This is a genomic window from Halorubrum sp. C191 (assembly GCF_002727095.1).
Classification (GTDB): domain Archaea; phylum Halobacteriota; class Halobacteria; order Halobacteriales; family Haloferacaceae; genus Halorubrum; species Halorubrum ezzemoulense.
The window spans coordinates 23762-40667 of the sequence record NZ_NHNZ01000076.1 but is presented as its reverse complement, the minus strand read 5'-3'; the positions used below and the strand labels follow the sequence as shown (position 1 = coordinate 40667).

The following is a 16906-nucleotide window of genomic DNA, read 5'->3' as shown; positions in this document are numbered from 1 at the left end:
GCGAGGGGCCACATGTCGTCTCGTCCCGGGGCGCGCGGCGGTCGGTCCGACCGCGGCCCCGGCGGCGAGTGCCCGCTGTGTCCGCACCAGCGAGTTGACGGAAATATCCGCGGTTCACTCTTAACCGCTTCGCTCCGCGGGTCGCGTGGGTTGCGGTCGCACGGGTTCGGCGAGACGTTCGGTCCGAACTGACGGGCGAGATATTCGGTCGGGACGCACAGTCGACGGGCGCGGTCGGAACGCTCGAACCGGCCGCCGCTCGTCGATCGATTAAAGTTCAATTGTATCGATGAACCGCTAGTGGTACACATCGACGCCGCGCCGGCGGCACGCGGGCGCGACGGAGGGAGGTACCGGTGGGAGGTATGAGACTCCTCGTCGTCGCGGGAACGACCGCGACCGCCGCCATCGACGGAATCAGCGCTGCGGGCGCCGACCCGGAGCTACGCGTTCACACGCCGAGCGCCGACCTCGAAATCGTCGAGGCGGGGCGCCCCGCGCCCGACTCGCCCGTGCCGATGAGTCCGACGGGCTGCGCGACGCCCGCGGTCGTCACCCGCGCGGTCCGCGAGCTGCTCGGCCCGGAGACCCTTCCCGTCGAGTTCGTCGACGCCGGACTCGGCGCGCCGACCGCGGCGAGCGTCCGCGAGGTCGGCGCGTCCCCGGGCGGCGACGTCCGCGACCCCGAGCCGGTCCCGGAGGCGGCAACCGTCTTCGAGCGCGCGCGCTCGCTGGCGCCCGACCTCGCCGTGTCCGGTGAGGGAGCCGGCCCCGAACGCGACGGCGACGGACCCGCCGAGCTGCTCGTCGCCGAGACGATTCCCGGCGGGACGACCACCGCGCTCGGAGTCCTGACCGCGCTCGGCGAGCGCGCCGCCGTCTCCTCGTCGCTACCGGCGAATCCGATCGAGCGCAAGCGGCGCGTCGTCGCCGAGGGGCTGGACGCGAGCGGCCTCGACCCGGGCGGCGCGGCGGACGACCCGATCGAGGCGGTCCGGCTGGCCGGCGACCCCGTCCTCGCCGCCGTTTCGGGGCTGATCGTCGGCGCGGCCGACGCCGGGATCGACGTGACCCTCGCGGACGGCACACAGCTCGCGGCCGCGGCGGCGCTCGCCCGGCACGCGGGCGTGGAGCGACCACTCCCGTTGGCGACCACGTCGCTCGTCGCGGACGACCCCACCGCGGATCTCCCGGCGCTCGCCGGCGACCTGGACCTGACGCTCGCGGCGGCCGACCCCGGGTTCGGCGAGAGCGACCACCCGGCGATGGCGGCGTACGCCCGCGGCGAGGCGAAGGAGGGCGTCGGCATGGGCGGGGCGCTCGCGCTCGCGGAGCGCGCCGGGGTCGGCGACGACGCCGTCCGCGAGCGGGTCGCCGCCGTGGCCGACCGCCTGCTCGCGGATCGGACGGAGTCCGACGGGGGAGACGGGACTACCCCCGCGAACGGAGGCGACCGACGGTGAGGGGACTCGTCCTCGCCGGCACGGCGTCGGGCGTCGGCAAGACGGTGGCGACCCTCGCGACGATCCGCGCGTTCGAGAACGCCGGCCGGACCGTCCGGCCCGCGAAAGCGGGGCCGGACTTCATCGACCCGAGCCACCACGCCCGGGTCGCCGGGCGGCCGTCGCGCACCCTCGACCCGTGGCTTCAGGGGAACGACGGCCTCCGACGGAACTACGCCCGCGGCGACGGTGACGTCTGCGTCGTCGAGGGAATGATGGGGCTGTACGACGGCAGCGCCGCGAGCACGGCCGAGGTGGCCGCCGCACTCGACCTCCCGGTCGTCCTCGTCGTCGACGCGAGCGCCGGGATGGAGAGCGTCGCGGCGACCGCGCTCGGCTTCGCGACGTACGCCGACCGGACCGACCACGACCTCGACGTGGCGGGCGTCGTCGCACAGCGCGCGCACGGCGGCCGTCACGAGTCGGGGATCCGCGAGGCGCTCCCAAACTCGCTCGCCTACTGCGGCCGGATCCCACCCCGCGAGGATCTGGAGATCCCCGACCGCCACCTCGGACTACAGATGGGCGAGGAGGCACCGCTCGACTCGGCGGCGCTCGACGCCGCCGCCGAGACGCTCCGGACCGACCGGCTGCTCGATGTCGCGGGCGAACCGACGCTCCCCGCGACGGGCCCGGAGGCGAGACTGGCGGGCGGCGGCAGCCGAGCGAACCCCGGAGACGGCGACGACCGCCCGCGGGTCGCGGTCGCGGACGACGCCGCCTTCCGGTTTGTCTACCCGGCCACCCGCGAGCGGCTCGGCGAGCGCGCGACCGTAGTCCCCTTCGCGCCCGCGGCCGGCGACGACCTCCCGCCCTGCGACGGCGTCTACCTCCCCGGCGGCTACCCGGAGCTCCACGCCGCGGCGCTCGCCGACGGGCCCGCGCTTGCGTCGGTCGCGGACGCCGCGGCCGAGGGGACGCCCGTCCTCGGCGAGTGCGGCGGGCTGATGGCCCTCGCGGAGACGCTGACGACGGCCGACGGCGACAGCCACGAGATGGCGGGCGTCCTCCCCGCGAGCGTCGAGCGCCGGGAGCGGTATCAGGCGCTCGACCACGTCGAACTCCGCGCCCGCCGCGGCGCGCTCACGGCGGCCGCCGGGGATCGGCTCCGCGGCCACGAGTTCCACTACTCCGCGGCCGAGGTCGCCCCCGACGCCCGGTTCGCGTTCGACGTGGAGCGCGGGACCGGCATCGACGGCGACCGGGAGGGGCTGACCGAACACCGCACGCTCGGGACGTACTGTCACGTCCACCCCGAGAGCGGGGCGTTCGACGCGTTCCTCGACGAGGTGACGGGATGACGGGAGCCGCCGCGCCCGTCGGGGCCACCGAGCCGGCCGTCGCCGCGCAGGTCGCTGAACCCGCCGCCGCGCTGATTGCTCCGGCTGCCACGCTCCTCGCGCCGGTCGCGCTCGCCCTCGCGCTGGATCTCGCGGCCGCGGAGCCGCCGCACCGCGTCCACCCGGTCGCGCTGTTCGGGACCCTCGTCGGCCGGTTCGACCGGGAGTGGGCCCGCCCTCGGCTCGTCGGCGTCGCGGTCGCGGCCGGCCTCCCTCTCGCCGCGGCCGCACTCTGCGGCGGGGTCGTCTGGCTGGCCGCCGCGCACGGCCCGCGACCCGGCGGCGTCCCGGTCGCCGCCGTCGCCGCTGCGGCGGGCGTCTGCTTCTCGGTCGCGAGCCTCCGCATGCTGCTCGACGTGACCGGCGAGGTCGTCGCCGAGACCGAGACCGATCCCGACGCCGCCCGGGAGTCGGTCCGGGCGCTCGTCGGGCGCGACCCGGCCGACCTCTCTCCGGCCGCGCTCCGTAGCGCTGCGGTCGAGAGCGCCGCGGAGAACCTCGCGGACGGGTTCGTCGCACCGCTCGTCTGGTTCGCCGCCGGCGCGACCGGCGCCGTCGCGGTCGCGGCGGCCGGTGGGAGTCCCAGGGCCGGCACGACCGGCGTGACGGCCACGGTCGCCGGGAGCGCCGCGACCGTCGAGAGCGCGCTGGCGGCGGGGGTCGCGGCCGCGGCCTGGGTGAAGGCGGTGAACACGCTCGACTCGATGCTCGGCTACCGGTCGAAGCCGATCGGCTGGGCCAGCGCCCGGCTCGACGACGCCGCGATGTTCCTGCCGGCGCGGGTCGCGGCGTGCTGTCTCGCCGTTGCGGCCCGGTCGCCCGGGAGCCTGCGGCGCGCCCGGTCGCTGGCCCGCGAGCCGGCGTCGCCGAACTCGGGCTGGCCGATGGCGACGGCCGCCGCCGCGCTCGGCGTCCGCCTAGAGAAGCCGGGGGCGTACGTCCTCGACGGCGGTCCGGAGGCGCCGTCGCCCGCGGCCGCCCGCGACGCCGTGCGGCTCGTCGGCGTCGCCGGCGGGGTCACCGTCGCGGCCGCGGCGGCGTGGGTCCTCGCGCTCGCGGGGGTGGTCGCGTGGTCCTGACCAGACCGGTCGCGGCGCTCCGCGGCGCGCTCGGGTTCCTCTCCCGGATCCCCGTCGGCCGCACCGACCGCGCCTGGGAAGCGTTCCGGCGGACGCCAGCGGCGATGCCGGCGGTCGGGTACGCGATCGGGGCGCTCGTCTCGCTCCCGGTCGTCGCGGCCGCGCTGGTGCCGGTTCGGGTGCCGCCGCTCACGGTCGGCGTCGCGTTCGCCGCGTGGCTCTCCATCGTCACCGGGATCACCCACCTCGACGGCGTCGCGGACCTCGGCGACGCGGCGGTCGTCCACGGCGACGCCGAGCGGCGGCGGGCGGTCCTGAAAGACTCCGCGCTCGGCGTGGGCGGGACGGTCGCGCTCGCGCTCGTCGTCGCCGGGCTCGTCGCCGCGGGGGCGGCGGTCACGGGCGTCGCGGCCCGCTCGCTCGGCGACGCGGTCGCCCTCGTCGTCCTCGCGGAGGTGGGCGCGAAGGCCGCGACGGCGGCGCTCGTCTGCGTCGGCGACGCCCCGCACGAAGGGCTCGGGTCGGCGCTGACGGCGGCCTCCGGCCCGCGGGCGCTCGCCGGCGTCGCACTCGTGACGACGCCCGCGGCGCTGGGCGCGCGGGCGGGCCTCAGCTCCGGGGGCGCCGGCGTCGTCGCGGCCGCGATCACCGCCGCGGTCGTCGTCGCCGCGCTCGCGTTCGCGTGGGCGCGCTCGCGGCTCGGCGGGGTCAGCGGCGACGTGCTCGGCGCGACGAACGAGCTCGCCCGCGTCGTCGGGCTACACGCGGGGGTGATCGCGTGGACGCTCTCGTGATGTGCGGCGGCCGCGGCACGCGACTCGACCGCGAGGGCGAGAAGCCGCTCGCGCCGGTGGCCGGGCGGTCGATGGTCGACCGGACGCTCGACACCCTCGCCGCGAGCCGGGTCGAGACCGCGTACGCGGCCGTCTCGCCACACACGCCGCGGACCCGCGAGCGACTGGGCGAGCGGGCGAGCGGGGGCGGACGGGTCGCCGACGGCGCCGAACGAGGGGCGGGCTCGGTCGAGGTGACCGTCGTCGACACGCCAGGCGACGGGTACGTCGCGGATCTTCAGGCGGCGCTGGCCGAGGGTCCGGAACCGCCGGTCCTCACGGTCGCGGTCGACCTCCCGCTGCTTGACGGGCCGGCGGTCGACGCCGTCCTCGACGCCCACGCCGCGGCCGGGGGGGAATCGTTGTCGATCCGCGTCCCCGCCGCACGCAAGCGCGAGTTAGGCGCGAGCGCCGACGCCGCGACGCGGTACGACGGAGCGGGAGGCGAGTGCGGAGGAGGCGACGAGGCGGCCGACGGAGACGCACCCGACGAGCGCGTCCCGGCCGGCGTCAACGTCGTCGGAGCGATCGACGGCGCGGGCGACGAGGCCGTCCGCGCGACCCGCGACGCCCGCCTCGCGCTCAACGTCAACCGCCCCGGAGACCGTCGGCTCGCCGAGCGGATCCTCGCCGGCGAGTGCGACGCCCCGACCCTCCCGACCGGCGGGGTCGAGTGGCTCGGCGAGCCGGGAGCCGCCGAGGGAGGTGACCGGTCGTGAATCGCGAGCGCGCGGCGGCGCTCGGACGCGAACCCCACGGAAGTACCGACGACCCGGACCTGCTGGACTTCAGCGCGAACACGAACCCGGTGGTCCCGGCAGGCGTCGAGCGCGTCTACCGTGCGGCCTTCGAGACGGCGCGGACGTACCCGCCGGAGCCCCCGGAAGCGTTCCGGGCGGCCGCGGCCGACTACGTCGGCTGCGACCCCGAGTGCGTGGTCCCGACGCCCGGCGGGCTGGCCGCGATCCGGACGGCGATCGCGCTCGCGGTCGACCCGGGCGACTCGGCCCTGCTCCCCGCGCCGAGTTTCGGCGAGTACGCCCGCGAGGTCCGACTTCGGGGCGGCGATCCCTCGTTCGTCGACGCCGAGCGCGTCCTCGACGCCGACCCGCGCGGCCACGCCCTGGCGGTCGTCTGTACGCCGAACAACCCGACCGGGGCCGGCTACGACCGCGAGGCGCTGCTCGCGTTCGCGGAGCGTTGCCGCGCGGCCGACACCGTGCTGCTCGTCGACGAGGCGTTCCTCGGGTTCACCGAGCGCGAGTCGCTCGCGGGCACCGACGGCGTCGTCGTCGCGCGGGCGCTCACCAAGCTGTTCGGGCTCCCCGGGATCCGGGCCGGATTCGCGGTCGCGACGGGCGACCTCGGCGCGGCGATGCGGGGCGCGCGCCGGGCGTGGAACGTGAGCGCCCCGGCGCTCGCGACCGGGGAGTACTGCCTCCGGCAGACGGAGTTCGTCCGCGAGACCCGCGACCGCGTCCGCCGCGAGCGCGGGCGGCTGCGGACCGGCCTCGGCGAGCGGTACGACGTGGCGCCCTCCGAGGCCCCGTTCCTGCTCGTCGACGTCGGCGACCGCGACGTGGACCGCGTCGTCGCGCGCGCCCGGGAGCGGGGCGTCGCCGTCCGCGACGCGCGGACGTTCCGGGGCCTCGACTCGCACGTCAGGGTCGCGGTCCGCCGCCCGGCGGAGAACGACCGACTCCTCGCGGCGCTCGGCGTCGACGGCGAGGAAGACGACGACGAAGCGGACGCCGAGACGGGAGACGGCGGCGGAGGTGGGGACGCCGATGTTTGAGGCGACCGTCAGCGAGGGCGTCCTCCGGCTCCGGCGGCCGGGGACGCGCTGGCTCTCGACCGGGTGGGACGGCGGGCGGTCGCGGGCGGCGACCGCGTACAACGTCACCGTCCCGAAGGGGTTCGCCCGGACCGACCTCGGGACCTACCGCGACGAGCGGCTGGCGCGAGCGGGGTTCGCCGCCGAAGCGGACGGGCGGAGCGCCGAGGGGAGCGACGGCGACCGCGACGCGCCGCCGACGCTGTTCACGGGCGTCTCGATGGAGCACGCCCGCGGCGCGCGGCTCGGGCCGGTCGTCGCGTACGCGACGGTCGGCCTCTCGAACCCCGCGATGCTGCCGATGGAGCCGACGGACGAGGGCGAGCCGGTCGATTCGGGCGCCGACGCCGCCGGCTCGCCGGTCGACCCCCCCGGAACGGTGAACCTGATCGTCGGCGCGACGCGGCGGCTCGCCCCCGGGGCCGCGGCGAACCTCGTCGCGGTCGCGGCCGAGGCGAAGACGGCGACGCTGCTCGCGGGGGCGGGGATTCCGGGGACGACGAGCGACGCCGTCGTCGTCGCCGACGATCCGGAGGGCGAGCCGGCGGAGTTCTCCGGGAGCGCCACGGCGGTCGGCGGGGCGGCCCGCGCCTGCGTCCGGGACGCGGTCCGCGCGAGCCTGCGGTCGCGGTACCCGGACGGCGACGTGCCCGGACCGGCGGTCGACGCCGAACACGGCGTCGTCACCGGCGACCGGGCGGAGGTTTTCGACCCATGACCACGAACCACGACGACACCGACGACGAGGAACCGACCGACGCGCACGAGGAAACACCGACCGACGCCGGCGAGGGAGCCGCAGGCGACCGCGCCCGCACCCCGGGCGGCGGCGCGGCCCCGGAGCCGGAGCCGATCGAGCCGGCCGCCCCCGAGGAGTTCGGACTGGTCCAGGCGTTCTGGGGCGACGGCAAGGGGAAGACCACCGCGGCGATGGGGATGGGCTTCCGGGCCGCGGGCCACGGCTACCGCGTCCACATGCTCCAGTTCATGAAGGGCGGCGCGGACAGCGTCGAGGGCGTCAGGGGCGAATACAACGCGATCGCGGCCGTTCCGGGCTTCACCTACGAGAACGCCGGTCACTACGGCTGGCACGGCCTGCTCGACGGGTCGGCCGACGACGAGCACGAGGCGAAGGCGGCGGCCGCCTTCGACCGCGCGGAGGCGCTCGTCATGGGCGCTGCGGAGGCAGACCTGACCGAGCCGCTCGCACTCGACGGGGCGCCCGAGGCGGGCGTCCACCTGCTGATACTCGACGAGCTGCTGTACGCGGCCGACCGCGGGCTCGTCGCCCCCGACGAGGTTGTCCGCCTCGCCGAGTCGAAGCCCGAGGACCTCGAACTCGTCCTCACCGGAAGCCACGCCGAACCGGACTATCTTGACGGCGTCGCCGATCTGATCTCGAACGTCCGCAAGGTCGCCCACCCGTTCGACGACGGCCAGCGGGCGCGCAGGGGGACGGAGTACTGACGATGAGGGCCGCGCGACCGTGACCGACGCCGGCGCGGACGAGGGCGGCGGGGCCGAGGCGGACCCGGAGAGTAACGCCGACACGGTGCTGATCGCGGGTACCGCGAGCCACGTCGGCAAGAGCACGCTGGCGGCCGGGCTCTGCCGACTGCTCGCGCGGCGCGGCGTCTCGGTCGCACCGTACAAGGCCCAGAACATGAGCAACAACGCGCGGGTCGCGCTCGCCCCGGACGGCGAGTGGGGCGAGGTCGGCGTCTCCCAACACGTCCAGGCCCGGGCGGCCGAGACCGTGCCGACGACCGACGTGAACCCCGTCCTGCTCAAGCCGCGCGGCGGCGGCGAGAGCCAGGTGATCGTCGACGGCGAGGCGGTCGCGAACGCTCCGGCGTCGACGTACTACGACGACCACTGGGCGACCGCCCGCGACGCCGCGGTCGCCGCCCACGAGCGCCTCGCGGCCGACCACGACGTGATCGTCGCCGAAGGCGCGGGGAGCATCGCCGAGATCAACCTCCACGACCGCGACCTCGCGAACGTCGAGTGCGCGCGGTTCGCGGACGCGGCGATCCTGATCGCGGTCGACATCGAGCGCGGCGGCGCGTTCGCGAGCCTCTACGGGACCCTCGAACTGCTCCCCGACGACCTCCGCGAACGCGTGTGCGGCGCCGTGATCACGAAGTTCCGCGGCGACCCGGCCCTCCTCGAACCCGGGATCGACGAGATCGAGGCCCGAACCGGCGTGCCCGTCGTCGGCGTCGTCCCGCACGACGACCCGGGGCTCCCGGCGGAGGACAGCCTCTCGCTGCCCGACGCGGCGACCGCCGAGGACGGAAGCGGTGGCGGCGGGACCGGCAGCGGCGGCGTCCTCGGCACCGACGACGGCGTTCCGGACGACGAGGCCGTCCGGGTCGGGGTCCCGCGGCTGCCGCGCATCTCGAACTTCACCGACCTGGAGCCGCTCGCGCGCGTGCCGGGAGTCCGCGTCGCCTACCTCCCGCTCGACGCCGCGCTCGACGGGGTCGACGCGGTGGTCCTCCCGGGGTCGAAGAACACCGTCGACGACCTGCTCGCACTCCGCGAGGCCGGCTTCGACGGCGCGCTGCGCGCGTTCGACGCCCCCGTGGTCGGCGTCTGCGGCGGGTACCAGCTGCTCGGCGAACGCCTCCTCGACGCGGCCGTCGAGGGCGTCGGCGACCGCGAAGCGGTTCCGGGGGTCGGCCTCCTGCCAGTCGAGACGCGGTTCTCGACGGAGAAGCGCGTCGAGCGCGTCACCCGGGCGGTCGACGGCGTCGGCCCGATCGCCGGCGCCGAGGGGCGCGCGACGGGCTACGAGATCCGCGCCGGGCGGACGCGGGTCCTCGACGACGGGGAGCGGGACGCCGCGGCGACGCTGCTCGCGACCGAGCCGCTCGGTGCCGAGGGCGTCGCCACCGACCGCGTCCTCGGGACGTACCTCCACGGACTCTTCGAGACGGCGGCCGTGCGCGACGCCTTCGTCGAGACGGTCTTCGCGAGCGCGGGCCGGACGCGCCCGGACGCGACGACCGCCGACCGGTCGCCGTACGAGCGCGCGGCCGACCTCGTCGCGGACCACGTGGACCTGGCCGCCGCCGGGCTCGACGAGCTCCTCGGGTCCGCGGAGTGAGGCGACGGGGGATCCGAAGGCGGAAAGTATATTGTCCTAAATACCCAATACTGGCGCATGAGCGACGCAGCCGAAGCGAACGAATCGACGGGAGACGACGCGAAGACCGAGCGCGAGCGGATTCGCGAGCAGAAGCGCCGAGAGCTGGAAGCGCGCCTCGGCGACGGCGACGCGCTCGACGAGGGCGCCGGAACCGAGACGGGCGACGGCGGGGCGGCGACCCCGGACGAGCCGATCCACGTGAACGGACCGGACGAACTCCAGCGCACGGTCGACGAGCACGACGTCGTCCTCGTGGACTGTTACGCCGACTGGTGTGGCCCCTGTCAGATGATGGAGCCGACGATCGAGGCGCTCGCGGCCGAAAGCGATGCCGCGATCGCCAAGGTCGACGTCGACGCGAACCAGGCGGTCGCCCAGCAGCTGGGCGCGCGCAGCATCCCGACGCTCGTCCTGTTTGCCGGCGGCGAGGCGGTCGACCGGTTCGTCGGCGCGCAGGACCGGGCGACGCTCGAATCCGCGATCAACGAACACGCCGCCTGACGCGGCGGGGGAGCAGAGCCCTCAGTTCTCCGCCAGCGTCTCCTCCAAGAGCTTCCGCTGTGCGGTCGCGAGGTGCTCGGCGAACGTCGAGGGAGAGATGTCGAGCGCGTCGGCGACCGCGCTCGCGTTGGCGTCGCGGGGGCGTTCGAAGTAGCCCATGCGGTAGGCGGTCCGCAACACCTCGCACTGGCGATCGGTGAGGCGGCCGCGGTCGACGAGGGTCCGGTCCGACACCTCGTCGCCGCGCGCCGACCCCTCGACGAGGTAGCGGACCTCGACGCGCTCCGCCGTCCCGTCGAGCGCCGAGACGATGTCGCGCAGGCGTTCGAGGTCGGGGAGGTGGAGCGTCAGGAGGAGGACGCCGTCCTCGGCGCGGGCGTCCGCGATCGGGCAGTCGAGCTCCTCGATTATCCGGCAGGCGCACGCCCCGTCGCGCGGGCGGTCGTACCGGTACACCCGCTCGTCGCCGAGGTCGACGACCGAGGTGGGCGTCGGGACCCCCTCCGCGCGGTCGACCGCGTCCGGGTCGCGGGCGCGGAACTCCTCGGTGTGCGTGTCACCCACGTGCGTCCAGTTGACGCCGGTTATCGGTCCGTCGTGGACGGTCGACGCGGCGACGACCGGACACCCCTCGGTCCCGTGGATCGCGACGCCGGCGCGAACGCCCCCGTGCGCGGCCGCGACACCGTCGTCCGCCGGCTTCCCTCCGGTTCCCATCAGATCGGGGTTAGCACGACGGGTACAAATGCCTGATCCACGATACACCGGTCCCGTGACCGGGTCTCGCAGAGAACACCCGCAATACTGAGGGCCGGTCGGTATCGGTCCGCGCCCCGGAGTCGCAGCCGTGACACGAGCGATCCACGCACTCGGAGCGATCGCCCTGGCCGGCGCCGGGGGCGGAATGAGCGTCGCGGCGGCCGCGGGGTTGGCCGGCGGCGCCGCAGGCGGACCGAACCTGCTGGCCGGCGCGGTCGTCCTCGCGGTCGGCGCGGTGAGCCTCGGCGCCACCGTCGCGAGGGAGACCCGGGACGCGCTGCGGACGGACGACTTCGGCGTCACGCGGACCGACCTCGGCAACGCGACCGCCGTCGCCGCCGCGGCGCCGGTCACGTACGCCCTCTCCGTGCGGGTGGGCGTCGGCGCGGTCGTCGCGTCCGCGCTCGTTGGGCTCTGCGCGCACCTCCTGACCGAGACGTACGGCGCCCCCGCCTACTGCGGTTCGTTCGTCGGGATGGCGACCCCCGCGGCCGACGCCGAACTCGGGTCGGTGGCCGCCGCCGGCCTCGTCGCCGCCGGCGTCTTCGTCGCCGCCAAGCGCGCGTTCAACGGGTTCGGCGGGAAGCTCGGCACGACGGCGTTCGTCGGCTGCCTGTCGGTGGCGGCGCTCGGCGGGCTGACTCCCGGCGCGGGGACGGTCCCGGAGCCGGCCGTCGCGACGGGGCTCGTCGCCGCGGCGGCCGTCGCCGCGCCCGTCACGTACCTCGTGAGCGTTCAGCTCGACCACGGCCCGGTCGTCGCCTCCGCCGTCGTCGGGCTCGCGGCCGGCCTCGTCTGTCCGCCGCTGTTCGCCGCGGGCGACGCGGTCGCTGCGGCCGCCTTCTGCGCGTCGTTCGCCGGGATGGCCACCCCGGAGCGGATCCCAGGGCCCGGCGCGATGCTGTTGGCCGGCGGGACAGCCGGCGTGGCGTTCGTCGGCGCGGCGCCGTACTTCGTCGGCTTCGGCGGGAAGCTCGGCACGATCGCGTTTGCCGCCTGCCTCGTGACCGCGGGCGCCCTGTCGCTCGGCCGCCTGCTCGCGCCGGCGGAGAGCGACGCCGTGACCGGGTGACTCGCCGCCGCGTCGGGGGCGCGAAGACGGCGGACGAACACCGTCGACCGGCGCGAGAGGCGGGCGGACATCGAGGCGAGGGGACGGATACCGAGACGGGAGGGCCGGCACCGAGACGAGAGGGTAATTAAAACACCACGCTACGCCGGGGGTGTTCGGAGGGTGCTGGGGCTCCTACGTGGGACCGATGCCCGATCCGACCGAACGGAGCTTCGAGTCGAGCCCCACCGTCTGTCCGTTCTGCGGCGTCGGCTGCCAGATCGAGTACGCCGACCGCGGCGGCGCGACCGGCGTCGAGGGGGCGGTGAACGCCAAGGGAGAGATCTGCCCGAAGGGGGCGGCCGCGTTCGACGTGGTCGACCACGAGGACCGCCTGACGGAGCCGCTGGTCCGACACGACGGGCACTTCGTCACCGCGCCGTGGGGGGAGGCGCTCGACCGCGTCGCGAGCGGAATCGGGCGCGTGGTCGACGAGCACGGCCCCGACGCCGTCCAGTTCTTCGCGTCGTCGAACTGTACGAACGAGGAGAACTACGTCCTCCAGAAGCTCGCGCGCGTCCTCGGGACCAACAACGTCGACAACTGCGCGCGGCTCTGTCACTCCTCGACCGTCGCGGCGATGAGCGAGCGGTTCGGGGCCGGCGCGATGACGAACACGCTCGACGACCTCCGGGAGACGGACTGCCTGTTCGTCAACGGGGCCAACCCGGCCGAGCAACACCCCGTGGCGTTCCGGTCGTACCTCCTCCCGGCGATCCGCGACGGCGCGACGCTGGTCCACGTCGACCCGCGCGCGAACGACACCACCGAGGCGGCGGACGTCCACCTGCCGCTGCGCCCCGGCACCGACATCGAGGTGGCGAACGCGGTCGCGGCGGTCCTCGTCGAGGAGGACCTCGTCGACGAGTCGTTCCTCGACGAGCGCACGACCGGGTTCGACCGCCTTCGCGGCCACCTCGCCGGCGTGGACGTCGCCGCGAACGCCGAGGCGGCCGGCGTCGACCCGGAGGCGATCCGGGAGGCCGCCCGGGCGTACGGCGAGGCCGACCGCGCCGCGATCGTGACGGGGATGGGGACGAGCCAGCACCGCTGCGGCACCGACAACGTCCACGCCCTGCTCAACCTCGCGCTGCTGACCGGCAACGTCGGCCGCCCCGGGACGGGCGTGAACCCGCTGCGGGGCCAAAACAACGTTCAGGGCACGAGTGACGTTGGAGGACTGCCAGGCGTGCTCCCCGGGTACGAGCCCGTGACGGACGCGGCCGCCCGCGAGCGCGTCGCCGAGGTGTGGGGGGTCGAGCCGCCGGCGGAGCCCGGCCTCACCGAGGTGGAGGCGACCCACCGGTTCGGCGACGAGGTGCGCGCGGCGGTCGTCTTCGGCGAGAACCCGGCCGTCACCGAGCCGAACGCGACGGCGGTCGCGTCGGCGTTCGACGACCTCGACTTCTGCGTCGTCATCGACCTGTTCGAGACGGCGACGGCCAAGCACGCGGACGTGGTCCTCCCCGGGAGCGCGTGGGCCGAGAAGGCCGGGACCGTGACGAACACCGACCGGCGCGTGATGCGGATGCGGCCGAACGCGGACCTGCCGGGGAACGCGCGACGGGACTTCGAGATCCTCACCGACCTCGGCCAGCGGCTGACCGACCGGCCGGACGCGTTCGACCACGACGGCCCGGAGGCGGCCTTCGAGGAGCTGACCCGCGTCGCCCCGATCTACGAGGGGATGAGCTACGCGGAGATCGGCGGCGGCTACCAGCGGTGGCCGTTCTCGGCGAGCGACGGGGCCGGCACCGGCGTGTTACACGCGGAGACGTTCGCGACGGGCGAGCGCACCGCCCCGCTCGCGGTCGTCGACCCGGTCCCGCCCGCGGACGAACTCGACGCCGGCGAGCTGACGCTGACGACCGGTCGCGTGATGCAGCACTTCAACAGCGGGGCGCTCAGCCGGCGCTCCGACCGACTCGTGGCGATGCGGGGCGAGGACGCGCTCCAGATCCACCCGGCGGACGCCGCCGATCGCGAGATCGAGGACGGCGACCGAGTGACCGTCTCGAACGAGCGCGGGAGCGTCGAGGTCGCCGCCGAGGTCACGCCGGCGGTCCGCGAGGGCGTCGTGTTCTGTACGTTCCACTACCCGGACCCGCTCGCGAACGCGCTGACGGGCGACGCGCTCGACCCGGCGGCGAAGATCCCCGAGTTCAAGCACTCGGCGGTCGCGGTCGAGCCGGTCGCCGACGGGGACGCGCCCGCGGAAGGCGACGCGGCCGGCGCCGACTGAACGGGCGCCGACGCGGGGTCGGCCGTCCGTCGCGGATAGGCGGCACGAATCGCCGGTATCAGCCGTGAGACCTGGGGGTGGCCGTTTATATAACCCAAGCGGAGAGGTCTCAGCATGGCTACATCGGGAGAGTACGGCCGGCACGACTTCGGTCAGGGCGGCTTGAACGACGGGCTCGACGTGGGTGAGCTGGTCGACGAGATCGGTCTCGACGGGGACGAGATCGCGTGGCGAAAGGAGTTCGTCGGCTTCGACGCAGAAGACGAGCGGCGACTGAGCCGGTACGAGGACGCGTTCGCGGAGAACGCGGAGCAGATCGCGGACGACTTCTACGAGAATCTCACCGAGCACGAGCAGACGACCGCGGTGATCGGCCGGTCCGACAAGGGGCTCGAACAGCTCAAGCGGACCCAGTCGGCGTACCTCGTGACGCTCGCGGGGGGCGAGTACGGGACGGAGTACTTCGAGGACCGGGCGCGGATCGGCAAGATCCACGACATGCTGGAAATGCCGATGAAACACTACATCGGGCAGTACGGCGTCTACTACGACCTGATCCTCCCGCTTATCGGCGACCGGCTCGTCGACTCGCTCACCGACCGGCTGGCCCCCGACGACGGCGGGACGGTCGACGACGAGACCGCGGCGGCGGTCGAGGCGGAGGTCGACGACGCGATCGAGGACCTGCTCTCCGTCCTCCGGATCGTCAACCTCGACATGCAGGTCGTCACGGACACGTACATCCACTCGTACAGCGAGAAGCTCTCGGCGGCCGTCGAGCGGAACGAGGAGCTGATGGCGGAGGTGGAGGCGGAGGTCGAAGACCCGATCAGCGACCTCCGCGAGTCGGCGGGCGACGTCGCCGAGAGCGCCGCCGAGGTGGGCGACGCGGCCGAGGAACAGTCGCGGCGGGTCGCCGAGGTCTCCTCCGAGGTCGCGAACCTCTCGGCGACCGTCGAGGAGGTGGCGTCGACGGCCGACGAGGTCGATCGGACGAGCAGCCGGGCAGAGACCCTCGCGGAGGACGGCCGTGACGCGGCCGACGACGCCGCGTCGGCCATGGACGACATCGGCGACGCGGTCGACGAGGTGGCGGCCGACGTGGAGGCGCTTCAAGAGCGGGTCGAGGAGATCGACGAGTTCGTCGACGCGATCGACGGGATCGCCGACCAGACGAACCTGCTCGCGCTCAACGCCTCGATCGAGGCGGCCCGGGCCGGCGAGGCGGGTGCCGGGTTCGGCGTCGTCGCCGACGAGATCAAGTCGCTCGCGGAGGAGTCGCAGGGGCACGCGAGCGACATCGAGTCGATGGTCGACGGCATCCGCGCCGACACCGAGGAGACGGTCGAGAGCCTCTCGGAGACGACGGTGCGAGTCGACGAGGGGAGCGAGCGCGTCGGCGACGCGGCGGAGAGCCTCACCGACATCGCCGAGGCAGTCACCGAGACGGCCGACGGGATCGACGAGGTCTCCGACGTGACCGACGAGCAGGCCGCGGCCGCCGAGGAGATCGCCGCGACGATCGACGGGGTGGTCGAGCAGTCGAATCAGATCTCGGAGCGGATGGGAGAGCTCGCGGAGGAGAGCGAGTGCCAGTCCGCGGCGGTCGAGGAGGTCGAACGCAGCGTGCGCCGGCTGTCCGCCGACGGCGGCGACGACGGATTCCAAGCGGCGTCGGTGACGGACGGCGGCCGGTCGATCCCGGCGGGGCTACCGGAAGGGATGCCGGAGTTCGTGATCGACCGCCTCTCCGACGAGGAGTTACAGGCGATCGCGGCCGGCGACCTAGAGATGGACGACCTCCGGTGAGCCGGCCGGCGTGACCGGCGCGTCGGAGGCGCAGGAGCCGCGGCCCGAGCGGTCGGACTCAGGGGACGAAGTACGCGTCCGGTCCTCGAACGCCGGAGAGCTCGCGGAGCGCGGGGGCGCCGCACCGGTCGCAGGCGTCCGGCTCCGCAGCGGCGTCGGCCCGGGCGAACACCGTCTCGCAGGCGTCGCAGGCGACGTAGCGGAGCGCGAGCGACGGGGTGTCGGTCATGGGCGGGGTAGGCGGCCGACGCACTTGAACCGACGCCCGGGGCGGGTCGGTCTTGCCCGGACCCGGCGTCGCCGGTCGGGTCACTATTGCCCGGACCCGGCGTCGCCGGAGGACGCGATCCGCGCCTCGTACTTCGCCAGCGACTCGTCGAGCGCCTCGGCGGCGTCGGCGTCCGCCGCCTCGGCGAGCGCGAGCAGCGCGAACAGCGCGTCGCCGATCTCGTCGGTCGCGATCGCGGCGGCGTCCGGCTCGCTTCCGTAGTCGGTCGAGGTCGCCACCTCCTTGGCGATCTCGCCGACCTCGCTCTCGAGGTCGAGGACCCGGTGCGCGAGGTCGGTCTCTAACCCGTGCTCGGCGACGAAGGCGGCGACGCGGTCCTGCTCGTCCATACGCGTGGCCTCCCTCGCCTCGGTAAAGAATCCTCCCGCTTCGGTCGCCCCGAGACCGCGGGCTTCGGTGGTGGCGAGGACGGCCGGTCGCGCAACCCCTAAGACGCGAGCGACCCCAGTGTTC

At 74.9% G+C, this 16906-nt stretch carries 16 protein-coding genes; 13 read left to right on the top strand and 3 right to left on the bottom strand.

The window, feature by feature from the left end; all coding sequences use genetic code 11:
- Positions 1 to 356: 356 nt before the first annotated feature.
- From Z052_RS06780 to trxA, 10 genes are read left to right on the top strand one after another with little or no spacing between them, the layout of a single operon-like run.
- A complete protein-coding gene (locus Z052_RS06780; protein WP_094520124.1) occupies positions 357 to 1463 on the top strand; it encodes a nicotinate-nucleotide--dimethylbenzimidazole phosphoribosyltransferase in 1107 nt (368 codons plus the stop codon).
- Complete coding sequence (locus tag Z052_RS06775; RefSeq protein ID WP_099288924.1) at positions 1460 to 2803, top strand: cobyrinic acid a,c-diamide synthase; 1344 nt, start codon at positions 1460 to 1462, stop codon at positions 2801 to 2803. The genes Z052_RS06780 and Z052_RS06775 overlap by 4 nt, the downstream gene beginning before the upstream one ends.
- On the top strand, positions 2800 to 3921 hold the full coding sequence (locus Z052_RS06770) for a CobD/CbiB family cobalamin biosynthesis protein (protein WP_099288923.1): 1122 nt from the start codon (positions 2800 to 2802) through the stop codon (positions 3919 to 3921). Before Z052_RS06775 ends, Z052_RS06770 begins: the two co-directional genes overlap by 4 nt.
- The gene (gene cobS, locus Z052_RS06765) at positions 3912 to 4715 is read left to right on the top strand and encodes an adenosylcobinamide-GDP ribazoletransferase (protein ID WP_099288922.1); all 804 of its coding nucleotides are present in this window, start codon (positions 3912 to 3914) and stop codon (positions 4713 to 4715) included. The genes Z052_RS06770 and cobS overlap by 10 nt, the downstream gene beginning before the upstream one ends.
- Positions 4715 to 5473: an NTP transferase domain-containing protein gene (locus Z052_RS06760; RefSeq protein WP_094520131.1), complete on the top strand. Its 759-nt coding sequence runs from the start codon at positions 4715 to 4717 to the stop codon at positions 5471 to 5473. The genes cobS and Z052_RS06760 overlap by 1 nt, the downstream gene beginning before the upstream one ends.
- Positions 5470 to 6549 carry an aminotransferase class I/II-fold pyridoxal phosphate-dependent enzyme gene (locus Z052_RS06755; protein ID WP_094520121.1) on the top strand — a complete coding sequence of 360 codons (1080 nt, stop codon included), beginning with the start codon at positions 5470 to 5472 and terminating at the stop codon, positions 6547 to 6549. Before Z052_RS06760 ends, Z052_RS06755 begins: the two co-directional genes overlap by 4 nt.
- On the top strand, positions 6542 to 7306 hold the full coding sequence (locus Z052_RS06750) for an adenosylcobinamide amidohydrolase (protein WP_086219810.1): 765 nt from the start codon (positions 6542 to 6544) through the stop codon (positions 7304 to 7306). Before Z052_RS06755 ends, Z052_RS06750 begins: the two co-directional genes overlap by 8 nt.
- Positions 7303 to 8055, top strand: a complete 753-nt coding sequence (locus tag Z052_RS06745; RefSeq protein WP_094520120.1) for a cob(I)yrinic acid a,c-diamide adenosyltransferase — start codon at positions 7303 to 7305, stop codon at positions 8053 to 8055. Before Z052_RS06750 ends, Z052_RS06745 begins: the two co-directional genes overlap by 4 nt.
- 19 nt (positions 8056 to 8074) lie before the next feature.
- Positions 8075 to 9700 (top strand): cobyric acid synthase, encoded by a 1626-nt coding sequence (locus Z052_RS06740; RefSeq protein ID WP_094520119.1) that lies wholly within the window; start codon positions 8075 to 8077, stop codon positions 9698 to 9700.
- A 57-nt stretch (positions 9701 to 9757) separates the two neighbouring features.
- Positions 9758 to 10243: a thioredoxin gene (gene trxA, locus Z052_RS06735; RefSeq protein WP_049931408.1), complete on the top strand. Its 486-nt coding sequence runs from the start codon at positions 9758 to 9760 to the stop codon at positions 10241 to 10243.
- Between the two features lie 21 nt (positions 10244 to 10264).
- On the opposite strand, the gene Z052_RS06730 is transcribed toward trxA, so the two are convergent.
- Positions 10265 to 10960, bottom strand: coding sequence for a helix-turn-helix domain-containing protein (locus Z052_RS06730; protein ID WP_086216790.1), 696 nt, complete (start codon positions 10958 to 10960; stop codon positions 10265 to 10267).
- 187 nt (positions 10961 to 11147) lie between these two features.
- On the opposite strand from Z052_RS06730, the gene Z052_RS06725 reads away from it, so the two are divergent.
- The 3 genes from Z052_RS06725 (at position 11148) to Z052_RS06715 (ending at position 16164) form a co-directional block, all read left to right on the top strand.
- Positions 11148 to 12074 (top strand): hypothetical protein, encoded by a 927-nt coding sequence (locus Z052_RS06725; protein WP_094520130.1) that lies wholly within the window; start codon positions 11148 to 11150, stop codon positions 12072 to 12074.
- Positions 12075 to 12261: 187 nt separating this feature from the next.
- Positions 12262 to 14355: a formate dehydrogenase subunit alpha gene (gene fdhF, locus Z052_RS06720; RefSeq protein ID WP_094520118.1), complete on the top strand. Its 2094-nt coding sequence runs from the start codon at positions 12262 to 12264 to the stop codon at positions 14353 to 14355.
- Positions 14356 to 14469: 114 nt separating this feature from the next.
- Positions 14470 to 16164: a globin-coupled sensor protein gene (locus tag Z052_RS06715; RefSeq protein ID WP_241897913.1), complete on the top strand. Its 1695-nt coding sequence runs from the start codon at positions 14470 to 14472 to the stop codon at positions 16162 to 16164.
- 58 nt (positions 16165 to 16222) lie between these two features.
- On the opposite strand, the gene Z052_RS20165 is transcribed toward Z052_RS06715, so the two are convergent.
- Both Z052_RS20165 and Z052_RS06710 read right to left on the bottom strand, forming a co-directional pair.
- Positions 16223 to 16393 carry a hypothetical protein gene (locus Z052_RS20165; protein WP_155120035.1) on the bottom strand — a complete coding sequence of 57 codons (171 nt, stop codon included), beginning with the start codon at positions 16391 to 16393 and terminating at the stop codon, positions 16223 to 16225.
- Positions 16394 to 16476: 83 nt separating this feature from the next.
- Complete coding sequence (locus tag Z052_RS06710; protein ID WP_049931405.1) at positions 16477 to 16782, bottom strand: MazG-like family protein; 306 nt, start codon at positions 16780 to 16782, stop codon at positions 16477 to 16479.
- Positions 16783 to 16906: the final 124 nt, after the last annotated feature.

Bases quoted from the DNA above. Each gene is read 5' to 3' on its own strand.
- Z052_RS06750 (WP_086219810.1), top strand. From the start codon at position 6,542: ATGTTTGAGGCGACCGTCAGCGAGGGCGTCCTCCGGCTCCGGCGGCCG.
- fdhF (WP_094520118.1), top strand. From the start codon at position 12,262: ATGCCCGATCCGACCGAACGGAGCTTCGAGTCGAGCCCCACCGTCTGT.
- Z052_RS06730 (WP_086216790.1), bottom strand. From the start codon at position 10,960: ATGGGAACCGGAGGGAAGCCGGCGGACGACGGTGTCGCGGCCGCGCAC.
- Z052_RS06725 (WP_094520130.1), top strand. From the start codon at position 11,148: ATGAGCGTCGCGGCGGCCGCGGGGTTGGCCGGCGGCGCCGCAGGCGGA.
- Z052_RS06745 (WP_094520120.1), top strand. From the start codon at position 7,303: ATGACCACGAACCACGACGACACCGACGACGAGGAACCGACCGACGCG.
- Z052_RS06760 (WP_094520131.1), top strand. From the start codon at position 4,715: ATGTGCGGCGGCCGCGGCACGCGACTCGACCGCGAGGGCGAGAAGCCG.
- Z052_RS06715 (WP_241897913.1), top strand. From the start codon at position 14,470: ATGGCTACATCGGGAGAGTACGGCCGGCACGACTTCGGTCAGGGCGGC.
- Z052_RS20165 (WP_155120035.1), bottom strand. From the start codon at position 16,393: ATGACCGACACCCCGTCGCTCGCGCTCCGCTACGTCGCCTGCGACGCC.
- trxA (WP_049931408.1), top strand. From the start codon at position 9,758: ATGAGCGACGCAGCCGAAGCGAACGAATCGACGGGAGACGACGCGAAG.
- Z052_RS06710 (WP_049931405.1), bottom strand. From the start codon at position 16,782: ATGGACGAGCAGGACCGCGTCGCCGCCTTCGTCGCCGAGCACGGGTTA.
- Z052_RS06770 (WP_099288923.1), top strand. From the start codon at position 2,800: ATGACGGGAGCCGCCGCGCCCGTCGGGGCCACCGAGCCGGCCGTCGCC.